This window comes from Vreelandella lionensis (assembly GCF_002087295.1).
Lineage (GTDB): Bacteria > Pseudomonadota > Gammaproteobacteria > Pseudomonadales > Halomonadaceae > Vreelandella > Vreelandella lionensis.
The window spans coordinates 1-22760 of the sequence record NZ_MWVI01000096.1 but is presented as its reverse complement, the minus strand read 5'-3'; the positions used below and the strand labels follow the sequence as shown (position 1 = coordinate 22760).

Sequence of the window (22760 nt, the reverse complement as noted above, 5' to 3'; positions counted from 1 at the left end):
CTCCTGTGCAATATACCCACCTACTATAGAGGGCTAAATTGCTGGTCAGAAAATAACCTGTGCAGTACCCCCACCGAAACGATGCAACATTCCCACCTATAAAACGCTACTTTTCCACAGGCTTACCCACAGTAAATGTGGATACGTTGATAGCTATCAGAGCACTTTTATACCGTTATCATTTGAAGCTGCTTAATATAGTGCCTTACCTTCTTTGTTGTCAAATTGTTACTGATCGACAATCCCCTGCCAGGGAGGAATGACACTTTTGAGCACGCTGGCCGTGCTTTAAAGACCTGTCGCGGGGGCTGATGGTGCAACGTTCCCACCTACGTTCTGTGAGCTACACTCTTGAATGCCTACTGTGATAGCAGTCTGCTTACAAGGGTGACTGGACGTTGGCTACGGTCATTGGCGCGGTGATTAAGGAGGTCTGGAAGCATCTATCTGTGCAACATTCCCCCTATTGAGCAAGGTGATCGAGAGGGTCTGGAATCGGCTATCTGTGCAACATTCCCCCCAATGATGGCACACGCTTGGACTGCAATGCGCGCCTCAATGGTTCCTGCAGCACAGCCCGTTAATTACGATCCTGGCTGGCTGGGGTTTGAAGGGCGACGAGTTGCCCGTGTGTACATTATCCCCCTAAGCAGTAAAGGCCATCTAAATGCATTCAATGATCCAGACTTCACAAAAGGAAATAAGATAATATTATTTTAAAGTGATGTTTCGCTAATAGTATGTAAGTCTTTCTTTAACCGTATTGAGTTACTTTTGTAATTTGCTCTTTTAACAGTTTTGACAAATTTATCTGTAGGAAAGATTGTGTAGTAAATATCAACAAGTTTTTTCCCTTCCGTTATTCTCTTCGCTTTATAACTAGCTATAACCTCATGCTCAACGAGTACGTCTAGGGCAATTTTCATAGCCCGAACATTACTGCCCATGCGATCAGAAAGCCCGCGAGGGCTACCTGACAGGTAAGGAATAAGACGAGGCGTATAGGGATCGTTGGCTGATGCCTGGCTCCAGTAGTGACTCATTCGCTTATGCATGTACCGGGCAAGAGGGCTCTTAATCGACATCGAAGTGCTATAGTCATATAAACGGAAAGTTTGTTTAAGAATGCTCTCAGTTACTAAAGGGTTAAACTGTACATAGCATTTAGTATCGCCTTCACGCATCTGAATATCTTTTCGCGTGGTTAGGCCGACCATAGGAAAAAAGCTTGAGGAAATAACAGTTTCATTATCATTGGTGACCGTTTCAAGCTGTGCGCCACGGCATACAAGTATCGCCTCCTTTATCTCGCTGAGTTTGAACTCATGTTTGTTCCGGCGTAACTCAGCACGCAACTCGTAGAAAGTAAAAAGAACACCAATCTTTACCATCGATCATGACGCTTCCGCCATTAACAGCCAGTTTTCTTAAAGCGTCTTCTATAATCTCTTCACGCTCACCAGGATAAACTAGCTCATGTTTGCCTTTACTATTCTCGATAATAGCTGGCTTAACTTTAACCTTTATAACGCGGTCGCCTATACGGCACTCGCGCTCTCTTACCGCGCTGTTAAGGTCTGTGAATCGACGACGCTTCTCCAGAGAATATTTAGGCAATGCATCGTAAATGTCGATGCTATTACTATAATTTCTGTCCCGGCTATCGCTCAGGCTGAATAGGTCAAGCTGAGGCGGCTTATTAACCGCAACTGCTTGTATGTCCTTGTCTTTATTGCTATCGCTGGCCATATCTAACCTCTGTCAGCCTACAGTAATAACCTGCTATTTCTCTTCGACAAGCCAAGAATCAACGACCTCGGCACCGTACTGATCCTTCCAAGCCCTCAGGGTTTTATGATTGCCACCTCTTGTTTCGACAATCTCCCTTTCATAAGGATTGCGATATTCCTTTATCATTCGCTTCTTACGTATAGCCGGAGACTCGCTGACGCTTTTTTCAGTATTAACCAATTTAATAACGTCCAGGGCCGATTCATTATAATCAGCCATTAACGTTTTTAAGCGGTTAAAAAAAGCACTTTCACGCTTGAAATCTTCTCGATTCTCAAACGATATAAGTTGTTCTCGAAGAGACTTCGATTGCTCCTGCAGCTGTTGGTATTCACGCAATATAGGCATGTGTTTCCAGACAAGGCAATGTGAAAGTGTGCAAAGCACATTTTGTAGCTAACTCGGCTGTATGTCAACGATATGAGACCGTTGGCAGTGGTCTAAAAGCTAGCGCAAAAATATCTCTCCAAGGATGTGTTTTTCCATTAAAAAATGCCCTTATTTCGCAAAATCTACGGGTGATGGCCCTGCCAAAAGCCTAGATTTTGCGTACAGGCTTTCAGGAAATGGCTTTTACCTTGAGAAATAGAATATAGAACAATAACTTAGGGTGATATTTTCCGTTTTTGAGTGATCCTGTGTACACAGTTAAAAAGGCCGTAGTGCTGGCGCTTAGGTTCTCTACTTATTAAAATAGTTATTTAAGAAAGTAGAGGAGAGCAGCGAACCCGAGTAGGCTGTATCAGAGTCACATGAATAAGGCTGTGCTGAATGACTTGGAAGGCAATCTACAAAATTGCGGTAGTTACTTCATATGCTCAGATGGTCGTCAATAGCATTGCAGCTGATTTAGGTGGTCTTCACATATTGGTGCCAGGACGCTGCCCAGTCTGAAGCCAGGCACTAACCCTGATCAGGGGGAAAATCACAACCAAAAGGGAGCAATTGGATGTTTGATCACTTGATTATGCCACCCCGCGCAGGATATGCGGTCATCACTACCAACGATTTCATGGTCATTGTCCGTGATACGGGCGATATTGTTAGTGTCCTAGAGGACGCCGATGCAGTTCTTGAGCACTTGAGCTTAACGATCCCGGGCGGGCTGCGTCGCAAGCGAGTCTATGTCGAGTCCGCACCAAGCGCATCAGATTTTTACGAGGTGATGCATCAAAGCGGGGATTTGCTCGATATTGTTATGTGCTCTGCAGACCAGGCTGATTATTTGCAGCAACACATTGCCAGCTTAGAGGGGGGCCCCGGAAATGGCTGATTCACTAGCGATGATTCCTTATAACGTCACTGGGGGCCTTGCTGAAGCATCGAATTCTTTGACAGAGGCCAAGGGAAACCCCGCGCTCTCTTACCTTATGGGGCTTGGCTCCCGCCGTAGCCGGGTCACGATGCGATCTCACCTCCAGCAAGTTGCCTACCTTAGCGGCGGTCATGACATTAAGAGTTGTCCGTGGCATATGATCCGGCGCGAACATGTGCGCTCAATCATCGAGATGATGAGTGAACTGGGCAAGGCTCCATCCACTATTAATACTGCATTGTCTGCTATGAAAGGGGGGGCGCGTGAGGCTTGGGTTGCGGGTCGCATGGATAGTGAGAGCCACCATCAGATCAGCGATCTCAAGTCTGTCAGGGGCTCAAGGTTGCCTAAGGGCGTACACCTTGATGATGTAGCTATCCAAGCCCTTTGTTCCGCATGCGAAACAGACGAGACCCCCAAAGGGGAGAGAGATGCCGTGTTACTCCACTTACTGGTCAACACGGGGCTGCGTCGATCGGAGAGTGTATCCATAGACATCGAGATGATTGACCGCGGCCGGCAGTCGATCAGGATTCTGGGCAAAGGTAACAAGGAACGCCTCGTCTTTCTGCCCAATGAAACGTTCCTGAAAGTCATGGCATGGCAATCCCGGTTGGGGCGGGATGTCGGGCCTCTTTTCCCTAGAGTGCGCCGACATGGTGTGATTACTGATCTTCGTATTACTGGCCAAGCTGTGTACTTCATCATAAAAGAAAGGGCCGTTCAGGCGGGCATTAAGGAGGGCGCGCCTCACGATTTTCGCCGCACCTTCGCTACGAATATGCTAGATCGATGTGTCGACGTTCTCAAGGTTCAATACGCTCTAGGCCATACCAACCTAGTCACCACACAACGCTATGACCGAAGTGCGGAAAGGCGCCTGGAGGAGGCGATGAAAAGAATATGAAACAACAGAGCAGTGCTTCACCCCAAGCTATGGGTGTCATCTAACAGTGACATAACGTTCAACACCAGCCACGATGGCCTAGCTGGCAAGATAACCGTGACGCTAACGCCAGGTCAGCTCGAGGTGTTCTGGAGCGATCCGGCTGCAGCTTTTGCCAGTGTCTATGGTATTACCCGGGGAGCCTGCCTCGCCTGGCAAGCAGCCGGGTACATGGCGCAGTGTGCCGAGCTGACCACGAAGGGGTGGCAATGCCGGAACCCAGTCCATGGTGGCCATCCTGTAGCAACCCCAGATCGATGGGTAGCCATGCGCGGCAAATACAGCCTAATTCATCAGGAAGGGGTCAGCAAATGACTGGTCAGCGAGAAGTAAACGGTTTATGGAGCATCGGACCTCTCTACTCCCGTCACCCTGCGACCGACCCTCGAGATGTTTTCGTTGGTGGGAAGAACCCCAGCCAAGCGGAAAGTGATTTTGAGAATGGCATCGCTCGCATGGGTGGGTTTTGGCGCCAGCCATCTTATGTGGGGGCCTATCTGACTGCAGCCTCTTTGCTCGTTGAGCAAGGGCAGGCACGTGGTAGCTTCGATGAGATAGGATTACCAGCTTTTTATCTTCAGCGTCACGCTGCGGAGTTGATTCTTAAAAGGCTACTGCAGTGGTGTTTTGAGATTATTGAATGTCGGAACCAGATCAAACCTAGGCAGGCTATTATGATTACAAATCGGCATCGCCGTTCTCTAAATAATGAGCATGACCTGGCGGAAAATTCTAAATAGTCTGAAAAAGGCAGCCAAAGCTAGCCGATGAGAAAATTCCTCCAGAGTGCTTGGCACAGCTAGTTGAAACCATCAGCTCTGTGGAGGCTTCACCGCACTGGTCCCGCTACCGAGTTGATTCTCGCAGCACACAGAAGAAGCTATGGGAAACCACGGAGATAGTTATTCCAGTTGCAAGCCTTCAGACCCAATTGGATCTTGTCGCCAGTGACGTGCTGGCGCGTAGCCTTGAGCAGGAATGTTATGAAAACGAGCTGTATAGCACCTGGGCTGGATTGACGTCAGCCTTAGAGGGATCACAGTAGCCAGCTCAGTCAATCGGCTTGTCGGCTATTCATATCGTACATTGACAGTTCTCACGGGGTTCGTATGGCTGGTCGCCAAAACTGAAACCCTGTAATTACCGACGCCATCTGATCAATGAATTGATCTGCTGAATTTGTCATGAATTCCGTAATTAACCAGTTCGATGTGCCGTAGAGATGTCTCTCTAGGCCATTAGGATCGTAACGGGCTAATTCGCTCAGCCGATGCATCGCAGCAAATATAATGGTAAGACCGTGGCGCTCAGATGGTGGGTTGCTGCTCAGATTTCGTTTGATGTACCCCAAGTCGCGATTCCCAGAGATAGGAACTATGATCCGACGAGTCTTGCTGTGATATGTGCCTAGCCGCTTTTGGGCCAAGAGTTTTTCAGCCTGTGGGGCTTTACCTCGCCACCAATTGAAGCGCTTTTTTCGGCGAATATATGTTCTACCGTCTTCAGTGAACCATTCAAAAGAGTGAGGGATATTTCTGAGCATCCGACCATCTGCATATCTGGGCGACACTTCAGCCTGGAACCAGCATTCACGAGCCTTGGGGTATGGCTGTTTTACGTAGCAAGCACTTTCTAACGGTATGAAGAGCTCTTGGGCCCGACCTGAAGGTATGCAAGAATGCTCTATGCACAAAAGGTACATTCCAGAGTAAGTCTTTGAGGTTGTACTTTTCGGCGGTGTGCGTGACGGTGCTTTCGCCGAGATACGTACACAAAGCTGGCAAGATACCGCCAGACTTAAAAGTTATGGCCTCATTAGCCAGGCTAGGCTTGGCTTTTGCTGGCCTATCTCCGGTTACACCATGATTCTCTGCATGTGTGGCGCCTCGAACCACCAGAAGAGCTTTGGTTGCGTTCAAAAAAGAGTAATAAAGGGAAAGTGGCGACGCTTCAACATCCATATACTTAGCGGCTTCATGGAACCTTCGTGCCTGTGACCAGAAGGATAGTGCCTCACTCTTATTCTGTCGCTTAAGCCAAAGCTCTACGAAGCTCCATGGATCTCTTGTGAGTACGCTCTCAGATGCGAAGTCAGGGTGGTTGATAGCTTTGTGCATCCATACCCGACGATTGCCAATTTTAATATTTTCTCCAAGCACTTTCGCTCCTTAAGAGGCTGTACTGCGGGATATTAGGCTAAAATCTGTAGTATGTTTGGTCGTCATCAGCCTTAGCGAGCCTTTAAGGTAGTTTCGTTCTCATTCATTTATGATTTTAGCTTTCGCGGGCCTGTGAACCTCGTCAGTTTCTGGCTAAGCATCATGCCAGATGTTACACCCACCAAGCCAATCCCTGTTCTGATCGACCAGTCATGATCAAACTTTACTAGCAATAAACCTGTAAATAGCAGGAGGCACATCACTACAATATGGCGATTCCAGTCAAGACGATATGGGCCGAGATCATGACAATGAAAATACTGCTCCTGACTGTCCTTGGCCATTCGAGCGAGATGAGCCTGCAGATCAAGAGTCCTATCGATTTCCTTCCGTGTTCTGGCTTGTCGATGAAGCCGGCGCTCGTAAATCGCCAATCGCACCATCTTTTCATCTGGTAGATGACCTATATCCTGCCAGCTCGTTGTCTACGCCGTAAGCATCAAGTATTTTCCTTGCAATGTTCGGACGCCGCAGTACCTGAATGTAGCGACCATCGAGCATTGCTAACCATTCGTCCCGTTCATCGCTGGGCTCAATTATCGTAATTCGAGATGGAGCTGGATAATCAGCTTGCTGAACCCACGCTGCTATAGCCGGTTGATCATACGATCGCATAAAAGCGACCCTGTGTTTTCCCTCATGAGCAATGAATATCCCAAGTGGCTTGGACCAGACATATAAGGCGTTATCCCTTGAGCCAAAGTAGGTCGCGTAGCGCTCGATCCTATTCATCACCTCCTCTGGTGGCACGTTCTCAGGAAGCCCTTTGATGCTTGCCCCAATAACATGTTTTGGATCTACAAAGGCTCGATAGGCCTGTCCATTCTGGTCTTCCCAGTTTAAAAAAGGTATCAGCACAGCTATTAATGAATCTGGGTGTAGTGCGCAGGTTCCTCGATCATTGTCCACGATGTCATTAAGCAACGGTTGCCCAATTGTCTTACGTGCGTATCTATCCAGCTCGACCTTAAAAGTAGCAAGCTCTTTAACTACGTCTTCATGACCAATTGAAACAGGTTGCTTGATGAGATTCAGTGGGGGATGGTCGGGTTCAGGCACTGCTGATGACTCCGTGTTGACTGGCTCAGAAAGGTGGGGCTGGTTTGACATAATTCGGGGAGCTATTTGCTCCCCGGGTGCCAGCTGGCTAGGAAGTGCTGTCTCCAAAATGCACTCGAAAGGAGTTTGGGTCCAAGATTCCCCAGCCTTCCAGTGCGTAATAGCCCATTGCACCTTCAGGTGAGCTAGGGTCACGAATAAAGAGGATTTTTACCTTAAACTCTTCCCGGATCGAAGTCAGCTGCCGTTTAACCGTGCCAGCCGGGATGCCCGTAGCTTCAGAGATGTCCTGAAGGCTTGGGCGATCCATGTGGTCAATAGCACGGATAATGTCGTATTTTCGCTGTGTGTCACGCGATAGGCTCGGCATAGAGGTCAGTCCTCACCCTCGACACCAAGTAGCTGAACGTCAGAGACTCTTACCCTCAGTGTGTCTTTTTCATCATTATCTAGTCGAACCCAGCAATAGCCAGGCTCATGATCGATACGATCAGTCTGTAGCATGCCACTACGTTGTGCGCCCTTCACGGTAACGCCTACCACGACCCGAGCCCGGGTGGGCTCCTTTGCCATTACTGGCGCTGGTGTATCAAGTTCGGCGCCAGCAGCCTTTTTATGCTGGGGTTGCTCAGTATTAGTGGCCGATTTAGGTCTCGGCGGCTTTTCCTGTGCAACATCCCCCTTACCAAGAGAGGAGTCATCTTTCTCGTTAAACGGGGGCTGCATTGCGGGCTGGACATCATCAACAGTGTTCCCCATGCCAGAGTTTCCAGCGGAGGGGGATGAGTCGAATCCGCTCAGTGGTGGCTGGTCATCATTCGTCCCTAGAGCTGGCGCTGGAACCTGAGCCTCCATGGGAACTGTTTCAGGGTCTTCAGCCAGAGTGCCACCCTTTGCCTGTTTCAGCAGCTCACGGCAGGCTTTTCGGCTGATTCCGTCTACTAAGGCCTTTTCGCAAATGCGTTCAGCCTTCTCTGGCGCAATTTGATAAATCTGCCTGAGCGAATTCAGCGATTCGGGGTCAGCCGTGACATCTTCCTCGTATAGCTTCTGTACGCATTCGGGGAGCTTGAGCAGCGATAGGTGCTGCGAGATATAACCACGCGATTTACCTAGACGCTTAGCCACATCGACGGCCTTCCACTTAGCGTCAATGAATTTCTGAATCCCCTTGGCGATTTCCATCGTAGTCAGGTTTTCCCGCTGAATGTTTTCAATCAGCTCGCCGGCTGTTTCGTCCAGCTCCTCCTGGTCCTTTTTGTTGACGATCGCCTCAACCGGCACACCGGCCAGTTTACATGCACGCCAACGGCGCTCACCTTTCTGAATTCGATACTTACCGTTAGCATCCTTAGGAGATACGATGATCGGCTGTTCCTGGCCATGCGACTTAATTGAGTCGGCTAGCTCCTCAATACCGCCGAATTTCTCTCGGACTTGGCCATTTTTCGGCACCACTTCAGCTGTATCCAGCACCAATACTTCCTTGGCGCCTTTAGAGCGGCGTGAGAGGCTTTGCAGGTTGTCTAGTTGTCCTAATGCCATGTCAGCCCACCTTTTCCATGAGTTCTTCGATAACTGCACGGATCTCTTTGCCAGCCTCTCGTGCCGATGTCTTTTTTATGCTCCAAACGGGTACGCCATTGAGGTTGGCCACGTCGAGTTGCCCTCTAACGCCAATCTCAGATTTGTAGACCAGATCCGGCACCGCCTTGCGAAGCTCATCTCGCGTGATCATGTCCTCCTCGAAACCGCGTTTGAGGTTATTGATCACCATCCCGGTGTTTTCCAACTCGGGATTCAGCTCCTCCTGAACGCTTATGATCGTGTTCAGCAGACCCTCTACGCCATCCAGTGCGAAACCACTTACTTGCACCGGACAAATGACATGAGTGGACATAGTGAGTGCAGCTACTAGCTTACGGCCCAAACTAGGGGGGCAGTCGACAAGCACGTAATCGTAATTATCCAGTATGCCGCTAGCCTTCAGGTTTGTGATCGGGTTGACCACACAGTTGAGCGGTAGGGACTCAATCTCAGATAGCTCTGGATCGTTCTTGGTTGTCCAAATCAGATCCATTCCGCGCACGCACTTCATCGGCTGGATTTCATGCATGTTCTCATCGAACAACCGGACTGATGGTGTGCCTGTATAGTTTGCCTCATCGCTCTGGCTCAACCGGCTAGATGTGTTGCCCTGTGGGTCGAAATCAACTGCTAGTACGCGATAGCCCGCCTCCACGAGGTAGAAGACTGTTTGAAGGCAAATGGGTCGATTTTCCGACCCCGCCTTTCTGATTGGAGAAACTGATTATTTTGGTCATGGAGTTCCCGGTAGCCGACCTGGAAAAAGACAGGTTGAGAATGTCCTTGTGCAAACGGCGGCGATCCTTGCCAAGTTACGCATGCGAAACATGATAATCCACATAAACTGATACGGCAAATAGTATAAACCGATCTATCTAGCGCATAAAAAAGGCCTGGACAGAGCCAAGCCAAAGACAGGATATGAGTAGGGTTCAGGCTGCTTTAGATGCCTGAACAGCATCCTCAGGGGTATCCTCTAGCGTAGGGACTGATTCACCCCCTAGTAGGGTTATCAGCTCCTCGACAACGGCCGCAAGAGCTGGGATGTGAATATGGGCATCCGCATCAAACCTTGATGCTTCATCATCACCCGAATCAGCATGCTCAAGCAGTGCATCATCGAATTTGATCTTCTTTAGGCCTAGATCATCCTGAAGCTGCATCGCCAGTTGACCTGTCCGAGCAATCGAAAGGGCTGAACAGATGCGGCCTCCATCAAGGTGCTGCTGTATCTCGTCACTATCGAGATCGACCTCCGAAACCTTAATCACACCATCATTGCCAGAAGGCGATTCGAGCTGGCAGAACTCTCCAAGAGCCCAGCCTTCAGCACGCTCAGTCGAGGCAGCCAACCAACGGGTCATCAAAGCTGTTGGACGATCGCTAGTTGCCATTGGCGTGACTTTGAGCGATCCCAGTGTAAGGCGCAACAGATCGAGTGCTTCTTCTGCTTTCTTACGACTGGCAGCGTCAATGAGTATCCATTTACGCCTGATGTCGATAGCCATCAGAAAATGCCCGGTTCGCTTCAGGGAGGTGGGCAGTAGCTCTTCGTATACCTGCTCTTTGAGCAATTGTTTCTCCGCACGGCGCAGGTGACTTCCTGAGGCCTTCTCCATTTCAGCCGCCCTCTCCTCCACCAGCTATTTGACCGCGGCTACTGGGAGCAAACGCTGCTACTGCCGAAAGCGAAGAATGAGATATTGAGACTGGAGTGTGTATGCCAATACTTCACCGCAAACAGCCCGACCACCCTACCCTTCGAGCCTCTGTGGGCGCGCAGGCCCTGGAAAGTTTTTTTCGATGAGGCTGGTCATTTCGTCAGCCCCAAAGAATGAGCTATGTGCCCTATATGGACAGTGCGTTGTCGAACACGATTAGGCCCTACGATCTTATTATTTTAGGCAAGGGAGCATGGTATTTAAATGGTGAAATAATAGATAACGGTATAACTCCCCCCCTCCCCTAGGCGCTATAGTAAACTGGCCAGTCATTTACCTCGGATAGTCAAGCGCTTCAACACCCAAGGCCTCTCGGAGAAAGGTGTTGGCTGCCCTCCTCCCAACGTTATCTCTTTGCGGATAGTCGCTGATTCAGCCGCATTGTTCCAACACAGCTGGTATGCCGCGAGGACGGGTTGGTAGTCGACCACTCCGCCCTCACGGAGGCAGCGGAGTATGAAGCGCTGATCTTCTTTGGTAAGGGGAAGCTCATTCAGCTGGTCCAGTCGGTTATCATTGCTATCCATATTATATCTATGCCAGACGACGAATTATATTAAATTCAAGCAGAATGAAACATTTAGTGTTTGCCACTTGACTAAGGGATGTACAACCGTTGCCCATTGCCACTATAGCTGGCGCTTATAGTCTCCCGAGCTGTATGGCCATAATCCACGACCCCAGGAACCGCCTCTTCCATCCGCCAGTGATTTCCATCCCGCGGGGCGAGGCTAACTCTCGCCAAGCCAGGGGGAAGCCTTACAGTGAAACAATGTAGATGGATGTCATCCAGGCCTTCAATCATCTTGAGATTGATCTCATCAATCTGATCCGTCTCGACCGCATACACTGTGTAGCTCCCATCCAGGCCAAGCTGTTCCTTGGCCACGGTGGTCAGCAATTCATCGAACTTCAGAGGGGCATCTGAAATGACCTTGGTTATCCTTCACCTTGTCCCCACTGAGTGCCACCGTTCGGGCTGTTTATGCTATGGTCTGTCAGCAAGCATAGGCGCCGCCCATCGACCCATAGCTCTCGAAAAATACCCTCGTGGGTATACACACCTACAAGCACATCTAAAGGCTCTTCGTAGTACGTGGATGAAGGTGCCAGGGTGCTATCGTTGAATGGCTCTTGACGGACTTGTAACGCTACAGCAGTTTGCCTGGCCAGCGGCACGCTCTTGTTCTTCATGCCCCATTTCCATGAGACACGATCTTTAGGCTTGAAACGCTCGTGCGATTGCTCTTCGTTTAGGAGATCCAGTGCCAGGCTAATTGTCATCTTCGTGATAGCTGGGTCACTTGGATCAACTTGGTTCAGCATCCATCGACTGCTTACGCAGGCCGGATATTACGCGCCCCAAAGAGGCGAGCCAACTTTTGTTGCCTTGCTTCATGCATCTATCCTCGGAGTCTTTCTATTCCGCCCGACAGCCACGGCCACACCTATTAATGTCCATGCAGCAAGTAGCGTAAAACCTAAGTGGAGGAATGCTCCGTAAGGCGGTCCCAATTTGACAGAGAGATAAAGAGACGCACCAAACGCGATGAGCCACCGGAACCAATAATCAACTGACCTACTTGCGACCCAGCGCGCCTGCTCAAGCGTCAGAGGACGGTGCAGCCAGCGAAAGGGGTAAAGGGTCTTCTCCCGTGTACCACGGCCTACCTTGAGTGGCTGACGTGGAAATAGACGGTTCACGGCGAACTGCGGAAACATTCCTTCGATTGCTCGCCGCATAATACTAACAGTGCGTTGGTCTTGTAGAGACATGGTGCGCCCTCTAGCTGGGCGCCCGGACTGCCGGAGAGGGAGCCAGGGCGCATTTCTTCAAGGTGCAATAAGGTTACAGGCTACGGATTTCAGCCGCACGAAGAGCACCACGCATGATATGAGCTTCACCGTTCTCATCCTTGTAGAGCGTATTCGGTGTAGACCGGATACCCAGCTGCTGGATCAGGTTGCTGTTCTCACTCACGATGTTCATAGCTTCGGCGCTCGGGGAGCCAGACACACTGCCGCCTCCCTCAAATGTGGCCAGCACTTCGGTAGGGTTCTCGGCGTCGACTATTTGTGCAGCCTGGTGGAGCGAGCCCTCGCCCATGAAGCCTACCGGAATCCAACGGATGGTGACTTCATCCAGAACCGCCCGGGACTCTTGATACATTTTCTGGCAGTAACCACATTGAGTATCAAAGACGACATACAGAACCTTGTCGCCGCTCCCCTCTTCAACGTAGAAGGCATTTTCCTCAACTTGCGCAAGCGCTGCGGCCTCATCCTCATCTGTAAATCCGTTGTCCTGAGAGGCAGCTCGCTTCGGCATGCTGGCCAGCGGGCTATTCTCCATGTGCTGCTCCATGTGAGCCTGCGTCAAGTTTTCGCCACCCTCGCCCAGAATCATCCCGATAAAGGCATGCGTACCATCCTCAGTGGTATAGATCACATTAGTGTCGTTCTCGACACTAATAACCCAGCCATTGATGCCATCTAGGCCGGTATCGAATGTTTTGTCGACCTTGGCTCCAGGGATGCCCAAATCGGACACGGCCTTGGGAAGCTCTAAGCTGGAGCCGGCATTGTCGTCATTGGCGACGGTAGTTCCCGCGAAAAGTGCGGAGGCGACTGCAACAGCGGAGGCGATCAGGGTAAGGTGTTTCATCAATAAGCTCCTTGAGCAAAGTTAAGCGCCAGTGGTGCTGGCGTAGTCTTCGCCATGCAGGGCATGGCCACATCAGGTTCTAATCATCTGCTGTTTATGGCAGCAGCTCTTCAATTCCCGCCTCGCGCTGCGAATCGGCACGCTCACGCGCTTGCTGGTTAGCACGACTGACCAGCTCTCGAGCCTCCTCATAAAGGTTCGATGCGCTGTAAGTGGTGTCTCCATGACGATCAAGACTTGTCTCGATCGTGGGGGCATCTGTTGGCAGGCCTAAACCAGCCAGTACGGTGTCAGTGATGTCAGGAATAGTGCCGTCCAAGACGGCTGCTTGACGGACGATGACCAAAGCGCCATCTGCTGCATCAACGATCGCTGGGCGAACGCCATTGTCGACGCCAGCCAATGTGGATACGGCTGAATCTCTTGCCTCACCGTCCCCTAGCAGCTCACTGGCTGCTGCACGGCGAGCATTAACGTATTTGGCCGTATCGAATGTCACCACGGCTGGTGATTCAGCGTTTGACGAGGCCCATGGGAGGTCTAAGGGAATGACGGTTATAGCGAACGCCATCGCACCCAGCACACCACCTGCCAAAGGCAATTCCCTAGCCAAGGGGTGCTGAAATCGGGATCTGGTTTTTTGGTCTGTCTCGCTCATGTGCCTGCCTATCGTCTACGCATGAAAAAGCCCCAGGAATAAACCAGGGGCTGTGAATAGAACATCAAAAGGGAAATTCCACTCCTTCGTCTCCATCACCTGCAGCACCAGCGCTACGCGGATCACGGAGGATGCGGCAAGTGTCCACCATAAGGTTGGTATACACAGTGCCGTTATCAGCCTTACGGAAGGACAATTCGCCCTCGACAAAGACCAACTGACCGCGCTTCAAGCGATCCTTCATAACCTCGGCGAAGCGACCACCAAGGATGCAGTTAAGCCACATCGGATCATCACCCACTTTCTTGGCCATGTTGATACCGAACCGAACGTAAGTTTTGCCATTGCCGTTGGTCCGAACTTCTGGTTCGCCAATGTGAACAAATCTGTAGAATCTGTCCCCACATGTTCAAATCTCCTCTCTCTCACATTCCCAACGTAATGGGTCTCGTTGGGGGATAGGGGCGCTACTGACACTAAGGAGCGAACCTGTGCGGTTTATTTTCCTAACGCATGAAAAAGCCCCCTGACTCAGATGAGTCGAGGAGGCTTTGAAGTGGTCACCTCGGGAGGTGACGAACGATTCTTGCCTTGGGCTGGAGATAACTCCAGTGCGCCAAGTTAAGGAGGAAGTTACCAAAAGCTCTCTTGGTGAAGCTCACAATGAATGTATCTTCGGCGCTCTCTATGGCCTGTAAAGTGCTTTCCCGATGCAATTTGCGATCAGGGCGACGCACCTGGATGACAGGTCCATCCTCGACAGAGAAAGCGAACCCCTCAAGCTCACCAAGCGAGAAGACCTCGAAGGCCACATTCACATCCGTTCCCAAGTCAGCCATTTGACGTGGCGTTGGCTGGCGCCAGCGGCGACCGGCCTCACGAGGCAGAATGAAAAGAGAGCCTTGCGCTGAGTCGATGGCAAACGCCACCTTATCAGCACGGAGGTCATCTAATTGCAGCCCGCCGAACTCACGACCAAAAGCTATGGCATCTTCTTGATTAATAATCAGCTCAATATTCATGTCGCTCTCTCCTCTCATTCCTGCGATGCAGGTCTCAAAAGGAGATAGGGCGGGGACTGCCATAAGTGGACAGCTAGAGCGCCTGTAAAATGTTTCGCATGCAGAACATCCCTAGGCTGTAGAGGTAGTTTTTTACGGGGTTAAGAAATGGCAAGCGACAGAATAAAAAAGTTCATCGCATTTTGCCGGGATATGCGACTTTGATCTTCAGAAAGAAATACGCCGTGTCCCGGTAGCCGTAAGCCATTCGCTTGATGACTTTGATGTGATTGTTCATTCCTTCCAGGGCGCTGGTGTTGAGTCGATAAAGGGCACTGGCAACGATACCTTCTAGGTGCTTGGCGAAAGCAACCAGCGACTTGAGCCCACTGTCGATGGCCATTCCAAACTACGCTTTACAGCGTCGGCGGGCCTCGGCTTCACTAGGTGCGTACCATAGCTCTTTGAGTTAGCTCTTAAGCAGGTAGACCGTGGTCAGCGGCTCTTTGGCGGCTAGCAATACGTCCAACTTGACGGCCTGCTCAGGGTCCAGGTTGGTGCGGTTGCGCAGGAGCAACCAGCGACTGCGCTTGATCACACGCCGGCCAGCATGGTTCTCGCGTAGCCGGTTTGCCTGATAGACCCGCACCCGGTCGATCACCTCGCGACCGAACTTGGCGACCACGTGAAACAGGTCGTAACCGACCCTGGCTTTTGGGCAGTGTTGCTTGGCTTCCATGTCCATTGCCGTATTCATGCCCATGGCGACCGCTTCTTTTTGCTGACAGGTATCCCTGTCCAGCCATTCGAAGGCAGCGCATGCGCATGAACGCCCCTCGCCGACCCACAGGACTTGCTGTGTGTCGGCGCAAATAGCCACCATGGCATAATGGTTCCCCTTGTGCAGGACAAACTGACGCCGCACCCGGGTCAGGTCTGCCTGGGCTGTCTCATGACTCAGGCGCCGATGATCCATAGTCTTGACCGTATACCATTGAAGCCCCACCAGCTCGGCCACATGCTTGATAGGTGAAAGTCGAACCAGGGTTTCGACCCAGCTCACCATGGCGCAGGTCAGTGGCTGACGTCCGGCTAGCCAGGCAATACGCTCTCATCGGGGGCCGCAGGCCGGACGACGTACTCGGCGCACAGGGATGTCTAGCCATACGCGATACTGGAACAGGTCGCGCTCACGCACACGGCGATAACAGACATCATGAATGAGCCAGGTGGATTGGCCACAGCGACTGCAGCAGGGCGGGTGTGAGGCGGTGAGTTTGAGCTTGATCAGCAGGCCATTGGCGCCGAGTGATTCATAGCAAACCAACTCGAAGTCTTCCCAGAACAAGGTAAGCAAACTAGCATCCATGGCACGGCGGTGGTCTGGTTGGGACATTTTTTTGGCTTAAACCTTTACTACCGCCGTCATTCTCGTTTACGGGTGGTATCCTCCAGTGAAACCTGAAAATGGTTTGGAACTCTTATCCTCAGCTGCCAAATAAAGATCTCAATGCTTAGGCATGAGGTCTAGCCATCTCAAGTTGCCGCTATCAGGCTCTCCTAGAGCATCGAGCCTATGTCTGAGGCCCCCGTTGGGTAGGCAAACATTCTCGTATTGAGGTCCGTGGTGGTCAGCCCATGACGAATGGCCAGCGCGAATACGTTGATGACTTCATCCACGTTGGGGCCGACGAGATGAGCGCCCAGTACCTTATCTGTCTCTTCTTCGATAAATATCTTGAAGCCATAGACCGGCTCGGCGGCCTGACGGGCGGTAAACCAGTTTTGTGTGTGTTGACTCGAGACGCGGAATTTCAGCCCTTGCTCACGGGCCTGCGCTTCGTCGAGACCGGCGGAGGCGATAGGCGGAATGGTGAAAGCGACACTCGGCACCCCTTTATAATTCGGTGTGCTACGTTTGCCATCGATCAGGTTGGCGGCCACCACCTTGGCATCGTGACTCGACACGGGGGTCAGGGGCGGCCCCACCTGGGCGGCATCGCCTGCGGCATAAACGGCGGGGTTCGAGGTACTTTGCAGATGCTCATTGAGCGATAACCGCCCCTTCTCGGTCTCGATACCGGCCGCTTCCAGGTTGAGGGCCTTGAGGGCTGGCTTTCTTCCGGCCGCGTGCACGACTAGGTCTACATCAACCGTGCCGGTCTCGCCATTCGAGGAGGTGCGAACACGATAGCCGGAGGCCGTCTTTTCGATGGCGTCCACGTTGCTCTGGGTTCGCACATCAATGCCCTGATCACGGAAGGATTCCATGAGCCAAATCGACCAGGACCGGATCGAAGGGCTTGAGCATCCGCTCGCCGTGCTGTAGGACGGTGACTTGAGCTCCAGCCCGGGCAGCCAGGTGAGAAAACTCTGCGGCAATAAGCCCCCGCCGACCAGGGCAATCCGCGGCGGCAAAGTAGCCAGTTCCAGAAATTGTTCGTTGTCTATGAGGTGTTCTTCGCCTGGAATACCCAGGGTGGCTGGCTCGGCTCCCGTGGCAATCAGGATATGCTGTGCTTCAAGTACCTGGTCCTCAACCTCTAGGCGGTTGGGGCCGGTAAAACGCGCCTGTCCATGGTAGGTATCGATGCCCTTGTCGCTGAACATGGCCTGGTGTTTTTCAGGCACAGGATCGGTAAACTCTCGCTTGAAGCGTAGCAGCTCGGCCCAGTCGATACGGACCTCTCCCTCCACGCCCTTGCCTTGCATGCGGTGAGCATGGTCCAGCGCCTTGGCCCCCTGGATCATCATCTTCTTGGGGTCGCAGCCGCGCAGGGCACAGGTGCCCCCAAAGGGGCGGGAGTCGAGGATCGCAACACGCCAGTTGGCGACTTGGGCGCGCATGACGACTATTTTAGCGGCGGTGCCGGTACCGATAGCGACGAGATCGTAGGATGCTGCCATCTTGTTTACTCCTTTGCGTAGCGGCGACTTGGTAGCCGCTAGTCGCCGCGTTGAAGTCATCGCTGTCCAGGCTTCGTTCTACCGTGGCCCGAACAGCGATACCCTGGAAATGCGTTATTCCCCTCTGAACCGTGCCACTTATTCGGGGATCAGTGGCATGTCTTTCGGCTCCACGGTGGGCAAGGGGGCCATTAGCTTTTTCTCTACCGCGATTTCATGGAATGTGACATGCCAGCGGTTGGCCCGGTGATAGTTTCGAATGAAGGCGTCCCGAATATCCGTGCGCTGGCTCATGCTGGCGTAGTTGTGCCAGAGCGTCATGAACGCACGCGCCGCGAACCACTGGGCATTCACGGTCATCCGGTCATTGGCGACACAGGTATCCTGATCGGGCACCTAGTCAGGGCTCCTGGTTTCTTCAAGCGGCGCCGGCAGGGCGTAACCGCCAACTTCCAGAATCTTCTTCATCTCATGGATGTTGGGGTTGCATACATCCTCAAGGTAGGTCTTGATCGCTTCCTTGATTTGCGAGTCTTTCGTCGCGGCGAGGTACAAGTTGCACTGCCCCATGCAAACGACTTTACGCCGAAAGCCCTCGACGACGGCCACGTACTCGCTTGCGGAGAGGCTGTTTCTTCCCGCCCCCGCTTGAGCATAGTAGCGTTCGGCGTAGTCACTGTAGGACGTGCGGCCTTCGGGGCGGCCTATTTCCACTTCAGACATCGTCGTTGCCTCCTTTCATTGACATTGGAGAGCCTCTTGCTCCGATAAATCAACGGCCATCCTGCAGGTATTCATGGGAGCGAGCTGGCAGGGATAGGCCCTCCTCACTCGTTGGCGAATCTGAAAATCCTGACCTTGCTGACTTCAACGTAGACCTGTAGTTATTACAGGGACAAGGTGGTTGTTGTTTATGTCTGGTAACTGAAGAAGCCAGCCTGCCCAAGGTCGACTCGGTAGCCTTGTGGGCAGGGGCAGACTTTGTCTGGCTCGCCTCACTTGCCTGGCCAGGAGGTCGGGTGCAGTTCCAGAACTGTGTCACGAACCCCGGCCTCCTTGACCGAGGCAGCGCCGCCAAGGCGCATTGGTTGCGACCGAGGACAGGCTTGAAGCAGTACGCCGGACGCAATCCGCATGGGCGCCGTCACGCTACCTTATTCGTAGAGCTGTATATGCAGGGCACGGTTGATCAGCGCAAGATGGGTAAAAGCCTGCGGGAAGTTGCCAAGGAACAGGCCCGTCGTCGGATCGCTCTCCTCGGCATAGAGCCCCGCATCGTTGGCGTTGGCGTTGGCCAGTAACCGCTCGAACAGGGCGCGAGCCTCCTCGGCTCGACCAAGCATTAGAAGTATATCGACCAGCCAGAAACTACAGATCAGAAACGCATCTTCGCTGCCGGAAAGCCCATCCGAAGCCAGGTAGCGGTGTACGACATCGCCATGACATAGGTGCTCTTCCACTGCTGCAGCCGTCAGTTCAAGTACGGCCTTGTCGATAGGAATGCCCATCAATGGGATCAACAAAAGCGCGGCATCGAGATAGTCATGACCGAAGGCCTGCGTGAGGTAGCCGCCACTGAGCTTGATCCCCTGAGTCACGATGGCCTGAAATATGCCATCTCATGCCAGTTCCCAGGCGGGCTGAGGACCCAGCAGGCGCAGTGTGCGGTCGAGTGCGACCCAGGCCATGGTATTTGTAGACGTGATGACGCGGTTCCCCAAGCATTTCCTAGATCCCTTGATCGGGTTCGTGCCAGTGGGCGGCGACATGATCGGCCATTTCTCGAACAAGGGTCGCCAACGTCACATCAAGGCTTGTCACCCCGCGCAGCAGGACAGTTGTTTGACGTCCTTGGTAAAGGTCTGGGCACAGAGCTTGAGCCCCTCGACCATAGTCAAGTAAGGAAAAAGCTCATCAGCGATGTCTTGTACCGTCATCCCGGCACGCAGGGCCATGACCGCCGTCTGAATGAGCTCGCCGGCTTCGCCGGCCACGGCCTTGGACCCCGAGCAGGCGCCCGCTGTCGCGTTCGGCGACGATCTTGATGAAGCCGCCGGTCTCAAAGTTGACCAGCGCACGGGGCACGTTATCCAGGGTCAGGGTCCGGCTGTCGGTAGCGAATCCTTGAGCCTCGGCCTCGGCTTCGGACAAACCGACGGTTGCGATCTGCGGGTCGGTGAAGACCACCGCCGGCATGGCACTCAAGTCCAGGCGCGCCTCGCCCCCCGTCATATTGGTGGCGGCGCGGCTGCCGCCCGCAGCGGCGACATAGACGAACTGCGGCTGGTCGGTGCAATCCCCAGCGGCATAGATAGTGGGTACGGTGGTACGCAGAGAATCATCGACCAGAATCGCTCCGCGGGCAGTCTCTACGCCGATGGCGTCAAGGTTCAGCGTTTCGATATTAGGCGTGCGGCCCGTCGCGACCAGCAGCTTGTCGGCCTTGATGCCCCCCGTGTCCGTCGTGAGCACGAACTCATCATCGGTATGCACCACCTGGCTGATCTGGACGCCTCGTAATACATCAATGCCCTCGGCCTGGAAAGCGGCTTCCAGGGCCTCGCCAATGGCCGGGTCCTCGCGGGAGAACAGGCGGCTACGCGCCAGGATCGTCACTTTGCTGCCCAGCCGCGCGAAGGCCTGGGCCAACTCCACCGCGACTACCGATGCCCCGATCACCGCCAAACGCTCGGGAAGGGTGTCGCTGGCCAGGGCGTCGGTCGAGGTCCAATAGGGCGTGCCAGCCAGCCCCGATACCGGTGGAATGGCGGGACGCGCGCCGGTCCCGATGAAGACACGATCGAAAGCGACCTCGCGCTCGCTGCCATCGTTCTTGTCAACAATCAGGGTCTGGGCATCACGGAAGCGGGCCCTGCCGCGGATAACCGTAATGGCCGGGTTGCCTTCTAGGATGCTTTCGTATTTACCGTGACGTAACTCTTCCACACGGCTCTGCTGCTGGGCCAGTAAACGGCCACGATCAATGGTTGGTGCCGTTGCCGGGATGCCGTCATCGAACGGGCTTTCGCGGCGATGATGGGCAATATGCGCGGCACGGATCATGATCTTAGAGGGCACGCAGCCGATGTTGACGCAGGTACCCCCTATGGTACCTTGTTCGATCAGGGTGACACGGGCACCCCGCTCGACACTTTTCAACGCCGCTGCCATGGCAGACCCGCCACTGCCGATCACGGCAATATGTAGACCCTGTTCGCTGCCTCGGTCACTGCTGGCTCGCTCTGTGGCCTGCGTCAGATCGGCGCCGTAGCCCTTGGCACGGATCGTCTCAAGCAGACGCTCGGTACCCACCTCGCCCGGGCGCATTATTACCGCGCGGCCCTGGTCATAAGAGACCTCAGCCTCGACCCCGGGCAGTGCATTGAGCGCCGCCTGAGTCGAGTCGGCGCAACTCGTGCAGGTCATGCCGGTAACTGTAATCGTGGTTTGCATAAAAATTCCTCGGTAATCCTTTCGCACAACTCCCGCAGCCCTCGATGAACGTGGGCTAGGTGGTTACTGGGCTTGTTTAGTTTTCTCGGAGGCCAGGCGCGACGGATAGCCCGCATTGGTCGTAGCGGCGGTCAAGTCCGCCACGCTCGCCTCGGCATCTTCGAAGGTCACGGTGGCGCTTTTTTCCTCGTAGGAAACCGTGGCGTTCTCCACACCGAGCACTTGATTGAGCGCTTTCTTGACGGTGTAGGGACAGGTCGAACAGGTCATATTGTCAACAGCCAGGGTGACGGACTGTTGAGCGGCGAAGGCCGTCCCGGCACTTGCCGCGGACAAAAAAAGCGTACCGATCAAGGTGCTAAATTTCATATAAGAAAGACTCCAGGAAAATTTGAAGGTGTATTAGCCAAGGAACAGCGGGGCGATATACGGCCAGGCAAGCACCAACACGACGAGTGCCGTCGCACCCCACAACGCTATCTTGATCACTCGCTCGGCAAGCGGCGTGCCGCAATAGCCATCCACATCACAAGCGTTGGCCCGGCAGGCGCTCTTGGGCTTGCGATAAACCTTATAAAAACCGATACCGAGCATTGCCAGGGTGAAGGCGAGAAAGAGCGGCTGGTAGGGCGCAAGGGCCGTGGGATTGCTCATCCAGGCCCCGCCGATGCCCAGTGAGAGAAATACCACCGGCAGAATGCAGCAGGCGGAGGCGAGTATCGCGCCAATGACACTACCGCTTGCCAGTAGGCCTTTGCGCCCTGATCGGCTCGTCGTGGTTTGCTCGCTTCGATCAAGCGTCTGGTCTTTACTGTCTTGCATAGTGATTCTCTTGCAATTTGGGTATTCATAGCTACTGTAGCCCCTGTAGCTACTACAGGATCAAGAGGAAAGTAGGCCATGCCATTACGCCGAGGGGAGCTAGCCAGACGAGCCGGTTGCAACATCGAGACGGTTCGGTACTACGAGCGCATTGGGCTTATGCCGAATCCGCCCCGAAGCGAGAACGGCTTTCGTAGCTATGAAGAGCGCCACCTCACACGGCTGACGTTTATCCGCCGAGCGCGCGAACTGGGATTTACGCTCGAAGAGGTGCAGGACCTTCTACGACTGGTTGATGGCGGGCATTACACCTGCGCTCAGGTACAGGAGCTTGCACTCAGGCATACCGACGATATCCAGCGCAAGATAAATGACCTGCATCGCATGCAACGCGCCTTAAAAGAAATGTCGGCCCAATGCAGCGGAGAGGAAGTTCCCAAATGTCCCATCATAGAAATTCTTTCTGAGACCTCTTAGCCGAATACCTATTACTGCGGTGTGGTTCATCTTTTACCTCTTCGCATCAGAGCGGCTTAAGGCAATCTCTGTGATTGACGTCCTCCTTCTCTTTCTCGCTGATCGGCGAAGAACATCAAGTAGGAAGGGGAGTCGCCTC

At 53.1% G+C, this 22760-nt stretch carries 27 protein-coding genes and 1 pseudogene; 4 read left to right on the top strand and 24 right to left on the bottom strand.

Annotated features, from left to right (window positions below; genetic code table 11):
- Window positions 1–716: 716 nt before the first annotated feature.
- Genes B4967_RS15140 through B4967_RS15135 form a run of 3 tightly spaced genes read right to left on the bottom strand, consistent with a single transcriptional unit; the run spans window position 717 to window position 2139 of the window.
- A complete protein-coding gene (locus B4967_RS15140) occupies window positions 717–1391 on the bottom strand; it encodes a hypothetical protein (protein WP_207953647.1) in 675 nt (224 codons plus the stop codon).
- Window positions 1345–1749, bottom strand: coding sequence for a hypothetical protein (locus B4967_RS18400; RefSeq protein ID WP_207953646.1), 405 nt, complete (start codon window positions 1747–1749; stop codon window positions 1345–1347). Before B4967_RS18400 ends, B4967_RS15140 begins: the two co-directional genes overlap by 47 nt.
- Window positions 1750–1782: 33 nt before the next feature.
- On the bottom strand, window positions 1783–2139 hold the full coding sequence (locus B4967_RS15135) for a histone-like nucleoid-structuring protein, MvaT/MvaU family (RefSeq protein WP_035561723.1): 357 nt from the start codon (window positions 2137–2139) through the stop codon (window positions 1783–1785).
- A 601-nt stretch (window positions 2140–2740) separates the two neighbouring features.
- Between B4967_RS15135 and B4967_RS15130 the strand changes: the two genes are divergently transcribed.
- From B4967_RS15130 to B4967_RS15115, 3 genes are all read left to right on the top strand, one after another.
- Window positions 2741–3064 (top strand): hypothetical protein, encoded by a 324-nt coding sequence (locus B4967_RS15130; RefSeq protein ID WP_083026137.1) that lies wholly within the window; start codon window positions 2741–2743, stop codon window positions 3062–3064.
- Window positions 3057–4013 (top strand): tyrosine-type recombinase/integrase, encoded by a 957-nt coding sequence (locus tag B4967_RS15125; protein WP_083026135.1) that lies wholly within the window; start codon window positions 3057–3059, stop codon window positions 4011–4013. Before B4967_RS15130 ends, B4967_RS15125 begins: the two co-directional genes overlap by 8 nt.
- 350 nt (window positions 4014–4363) lie before the next feature.
- On the top strand, window positions 4364–4792 hold the full coding sequence (locus B4967_RS15115; protein WP_083026132.1) for a hypothetical protein: 429 nt from the start codon (window positions 4364–4366) through the stop codon (window positions 4790–4792).
- 356 nt (window positions 4793–5148) lie between these two features.
- Here the strand turns inward: B4967_RS15115 and B4967_RS21435 are convergent, their stop codons facing one another.
- The 21 genes and pseudogenes from B4967_RS21435 to B4967_RS15010 all read right to left on the bottom strand — a co-directional run bounded on the left by B4967_RS21435 (window position 5149) and on the right by B4967_RS15010 (window position 22144).
- Window positions 5149–5595, bottom strand: a complete 447-nt coding sequence (locus tag B4967_RS21435) for a YaaC family protein (protein WP_422821862.1) — start codon at window positions 5593–5595, stop codon at window positions 5149–5151.
- A gap of 46 nt (window positions 5596–5641) precedes the next feature.
- Entirely contained in the window at window positions 5642–6169 is a 528-nt protein-coding gene (locus B4967_RS21430) for a YaaC family protein (RefSeq protein ID WP_422821863.1), read from the bottom strand.
- Window positions 6170–6658: 489 nt separating this feature from the next.
- On the bottom strand, window positions 6659–7330 hold the full coding sequence (locus B4967_RS15095; RefSeq protein ID WP_083026126.1) for a hypothetical protein: 672 nt from the start codon (window positions 7328–7330) through the stop codon (window positions 6659–6661).
- Window positions 7331–7418: 88 nt separating this feature from the next.
- Window positions 7419–7700 (bottom strand): helix-turn-helix domain-containing protein, encoded by a 282-nt coding sequence (locus B4967_RS15090; protein WP_008958302.1) that lies wholly within the window; start codon window positions 7698–7700, stop codon window positions 7419–7421.
- A 5-nt stretch (window positions 7701–7705) separates the two neighbouring features.
- Window positions 7706–8875, bottom strand: coding sequence for a ParB/RepB/Spo0J family partition protein (locus B4967_RS15085; protein WP_083026124.1), 1170 nt, complete (start codon window positions 8873–8875; stop codon window positions 7706–7708).
- A gap of 1 nt (window position 8876) precedes the next feature.
- Window positions 8877–9572, bottom strand: a complete 696-nt coding sequence (locus B4967_RS15080) for a ParA family protein (RefSeq protein WP_243470627.1) — start codon at window positions 9570–9572, stop codon at window positions 8877–8879.
- 277 nt (window positions 9573–9849) lie between these two features.
- A complete protein-coding gene (locus tag B4967_RS15075) occupies window positions 9850–10557 on the bottom strand; it encodes a recombination-associated protein RdgC (protein ID WP_274542011.1) in 708 nt (235 codons plus the stop codon).
- A 1020-nt stretch (window positions 10558–11577) separates the two neighbouring features.
- The gene (locus B4967_RS15070) at window positions 11578–11964 is read right to left on the bottom strand and encodes a hypothetical protein (RefSeq protein ID WP_083026120.1); all 387 of its coding nucleotides are present in this window, start codon (window positions 11962–11964) and stop codon (window positions 11578–11580) included.
- 523 nt (window positions 11965–12487) lie between these two features.
- Window positions 12488–13303 (bottom strand): DsbC family protein, encoded by an 816-nt coding sequence (locus B4967_RS15065; protein WP_035557923.1) that lies wholly within the window; start codon window positions 13301–13303, stop codon window positions 12488–12490.
- Between the two features lie 94 nt (window positions 13304–13397).
- The gene (locus B4967_RS15060; protein ID WP_083026118.1) at window positions 13398–13898 is read right to left on the bottom strand and encodes a hypothetical protein; all 501 of its coding nucleotides are present in this window, start codon (window positions 13896–13898) and stop codon (window positions 13398–13400) included.
- Between the two features lie 127 nt (window positions 13899–14025).
- Entirely contained in the window at window positions 14026–14337 is a 312-nt protein-coding gene (locus B4967_RS15055; protein WP_083026116.1) for a single-stranded DNA-binding protein, read from the bottom strand.
- A gap of 184 nt (window positions 14338–14521) precedes the next feature.
- Window positions 14522–14983: a hypothetical protein gene (locus B4967_RS15050; protein ID WP_035557913.1), complete on the bottom strand. Its 462-nt coding sequence runs from the start codon at window positions 14981–14983 to the stop codon at window positions 14522–14524.
- Window positions 14984–15155: 172 nt separating this feature from the next.
- Window positions 15156–16331 (bottom strand): annotated as a pseudogene (locus B4967_RS15045) (ISL3 family transposase).
- Between the two features lie 191 nt (window positions 16332–16522).
- On the bottom strand, window positions 16523–17869 hold the full coding sequence (locus B4967_RS15035; protein ID WP_207953645.1) for a dihydrolipoyl dehydrogenase family protein: 1347 nt from the start codon (window positions 17867–17869) through the stop codon (window positions 16523–16525).
- A gap of 138 nt (window positions 17870–18007) precedes the next feature.
- The gene (locus B4967_RS17940; RefSeq protein ID WP_139794522.1) at window positions 18008–18265 is read right to left on the bottom strand and encodes a hypothetical protein; all 258 of its coding nucleotides are present in this window, start codon (window positions 18263–18265) and stop codon (window positions 18008–18010) included.
- Window positions 18266–18592, bottom strand: a complete 327-nt coding sequence (locus tag B4967_RS17935; protein WP_139794521.1) for a hypothetical protein — start codon at window positions 18590–18592, stop codon at window positions 18266–18268.
- Between the two features lie 431 nt (window positions 18593–19023).
- Window positions 19024–19467 carry a glycoside hydrolase family 15 protein gene (locus tag B4967_RS15025; protein ID WP_083026113.1) on the bottom strand — a complete coding sequence of 148 codons (444 nt, stop codon included), beginning with the start codon at window positions 19465–19467 and terminating at the stop codon, window positions 19024–19026.
- 219 nt (window positions 19468–19686) lie between these two features.
- Window positions 19687–19824 (bottom strand): hypothetical protein, encoded by a 138-nt coding sequence (locus B4967_RS21580; RefSeq protein ID WP_479694237.1) that lies wholly within the window; start codon window positions 19822–19824, stop codon window positions 19687–19689.
- On the bottom strand, window positions 19784–21322 hold the full coding sequence (gene merA, locus B4967_RS15020; RefSeq protein ID WP_479694236.1) for a mercury(II) reductase: 1539 nt from the start codon (window positions 21320–21322) through the stop codon (window positions 19784–19786). The genes B4967_RS21580 and merA overlap by 41 nt, the downstream gene beginning before the upstream one ends.
- A 63-nt stretch (window positions 21323–21385) precedes the next feature.
- A complete protein-coding gene (gene merP, locus B4967_RS15015; RefSeq protein WP_083026111.1) occupies window positions 21386–21691 on the bottom strand; it encodes a mercury resistance system periplasmic binding protein MerP in 306 nt (101 codons plus the stop codon).
- A gap of 33 nt (window positions 21692–21724) precedes the next feature.
- Complete coding sequence (locus tag B4967_RS15010; RefSeq protein WP_083026104.1) at window positions 21725–22144, bottom strand: mercuric transporter MerT family protein; 420 nt, start codon at window positions 22142–22144, stop codon at window positions 21725–21727.
- Between the two features lie 78 nt (window positions 22145–22222).
- On the opposite strand from B4967_RS15010, the gene B4967_RS15005 reads away from it, so the two are divergent.
- Window positions 22223–22621, top strand: a complete 399-nt coding sequence (locus tag B4967_RS15005) for a MerR family transcriptional regulator (protein ID WP_035557890.1) — start codon at window positions 22223–22225, stop codon at window positions 22619–22621.
- Window positions 22622–22760: the final 139 nt, after the last annotated feature.

Bases quoted from the DNA above. Each gene is read 5' to 3' on its own strand.
- B4967_RS15140 (WP_207953647.1), bottom strand. From the start codon at position 1,391: ATGGTAAAGATTGGTGTTCTTTTTACTTTCTACGAGTTGCGTGCTGAG.
- B4967_RS18400 (WP_207953646.1), bottom strand. From the start codon at position 1,749: ATGGCCAGCGATAGCAATAAAGACAAGGACATACAAGCAGTTGCGGTT.
- B4967_RS15135 (WP_035561723.1), bottom strand. From the start codon at position 2,139: ATGCCTATATTGCGTGAATACCAACAGCTGCAGGAGCAATCGAAGTCT.
- B4967_RS15130 (WP_083026137.1), top strand. From the start codon at position 2,741: ATGTTTGATCACTTGATTATGCCACCCCGCGCAGGATATGCGGTCATC.
- B4967_RS15125 (WP_083026135.1), top strand. From the start codon at position 3,057: ATGGCTGATTCACTAGCGATGATTCCTTATAACGTCACTGGGGGCCTT.
- B4967_RS15115 (WP_083026132.1), top strand. From the start codon at position 4,364: ATGACTGGTCAGCGAGAAGTAAACGGTTTATGGAGCATCGGACCTCTC.
- B4967_RS21435 (WP_422821862.1), bottom strand. From the start codon at position 5,595: ATGCTCAGAAATATCCCTCACTCTTTTGAATGGTTCACTGAAGACGGT.
- B4967_RS21430 (WP_422821863.1), bottom strand. From the start codon at position 6,169: ATGCACAAAGCTATCAACCACCCTGACTTCGCATCTGAGAGCGTACTC.
- B4967_RS15090 (WP_008958302.1), bottom strand. From the start codon at position 7,700: ATGCCGAGCCTATCGCGTGACACACAGCGAAAATACGACATTATCCGT.
- B4967_RS15085 (WP_083026124.1), bottom strand. From the start codon at position 8,875: ATGGCATTAGGACAACTAGACAACCTGCAAAGCCTCTCACGCCGCTCT.
- B4967_RS15070 (WP_083026120.1), bottom strand. From the start codon at position 11,964: ATGCTGAACCAAGTTGATCCAAGTGACCCAGCTATCACGAAGATGACA.
- B4967_RS15065 (WP_035557923.1), bottom strand. From the start codon at position 13,303: ATGAAACACCTTACCCTGATCGCCTCCGCTGTTGCAGTCGCCTCCGCA.
- B4967_RS15050 (WP_035557913.1), bottom strand. From the start codon at position 14,983: ATGAATATTGAGCTGATTATTAATCAAGAAGATGCCATAGCTTTTGGT.
- B4967_RS15035 (WP_207953645.1), bottom strand. From the start codon at position 17,869: ATGGCAGCATCCTACGATCTCGTCGCTATCGGTACCGGCACCGCCGCT.
- B4967_RS17935 (WP_139794521.1), bottom strand. From the start codon at position 18,592: ATGTCTGAAGTGGAAATAGGCCGCCCCGAAGGCCGCACGTCCTACAGT.
- B4967_RS21580 (WP_479694237.1), bottom strand. From the start codon at position 19,824: ATGGCCCTGCGTGCCGGGATGACGGTACAAGACATCGCTGATGAGCTT.
- merA (WP_479694236.1), bottom strand. From the start codon at position 21,322: ATGCAAACCACGATTACAGTTACCGGCATGACCTGCACGAGTTGCGCC.
- merP (WP_083026111.1), bottom strand. From the start codon at position 21,691: ATGAAATTTAGCACCTTGATCGGTACGCTTTTTTTGTCCGCGGCAAGT.
- B4967_RS15010 (WP_083026104.1), bottom strand. From the start codon at position 22,144: ATGCAAGACAGTAAAGACCAGACGCTTGATCGAAGCGAGCAAACCACG.
- B4967_RS15005 (WP_035557890.1), top strand. From the start codon at position 22,223: ATGCCATTACGCCGAGGGGAGCTAGCCAGACGAGCCGGTTGCAACATC.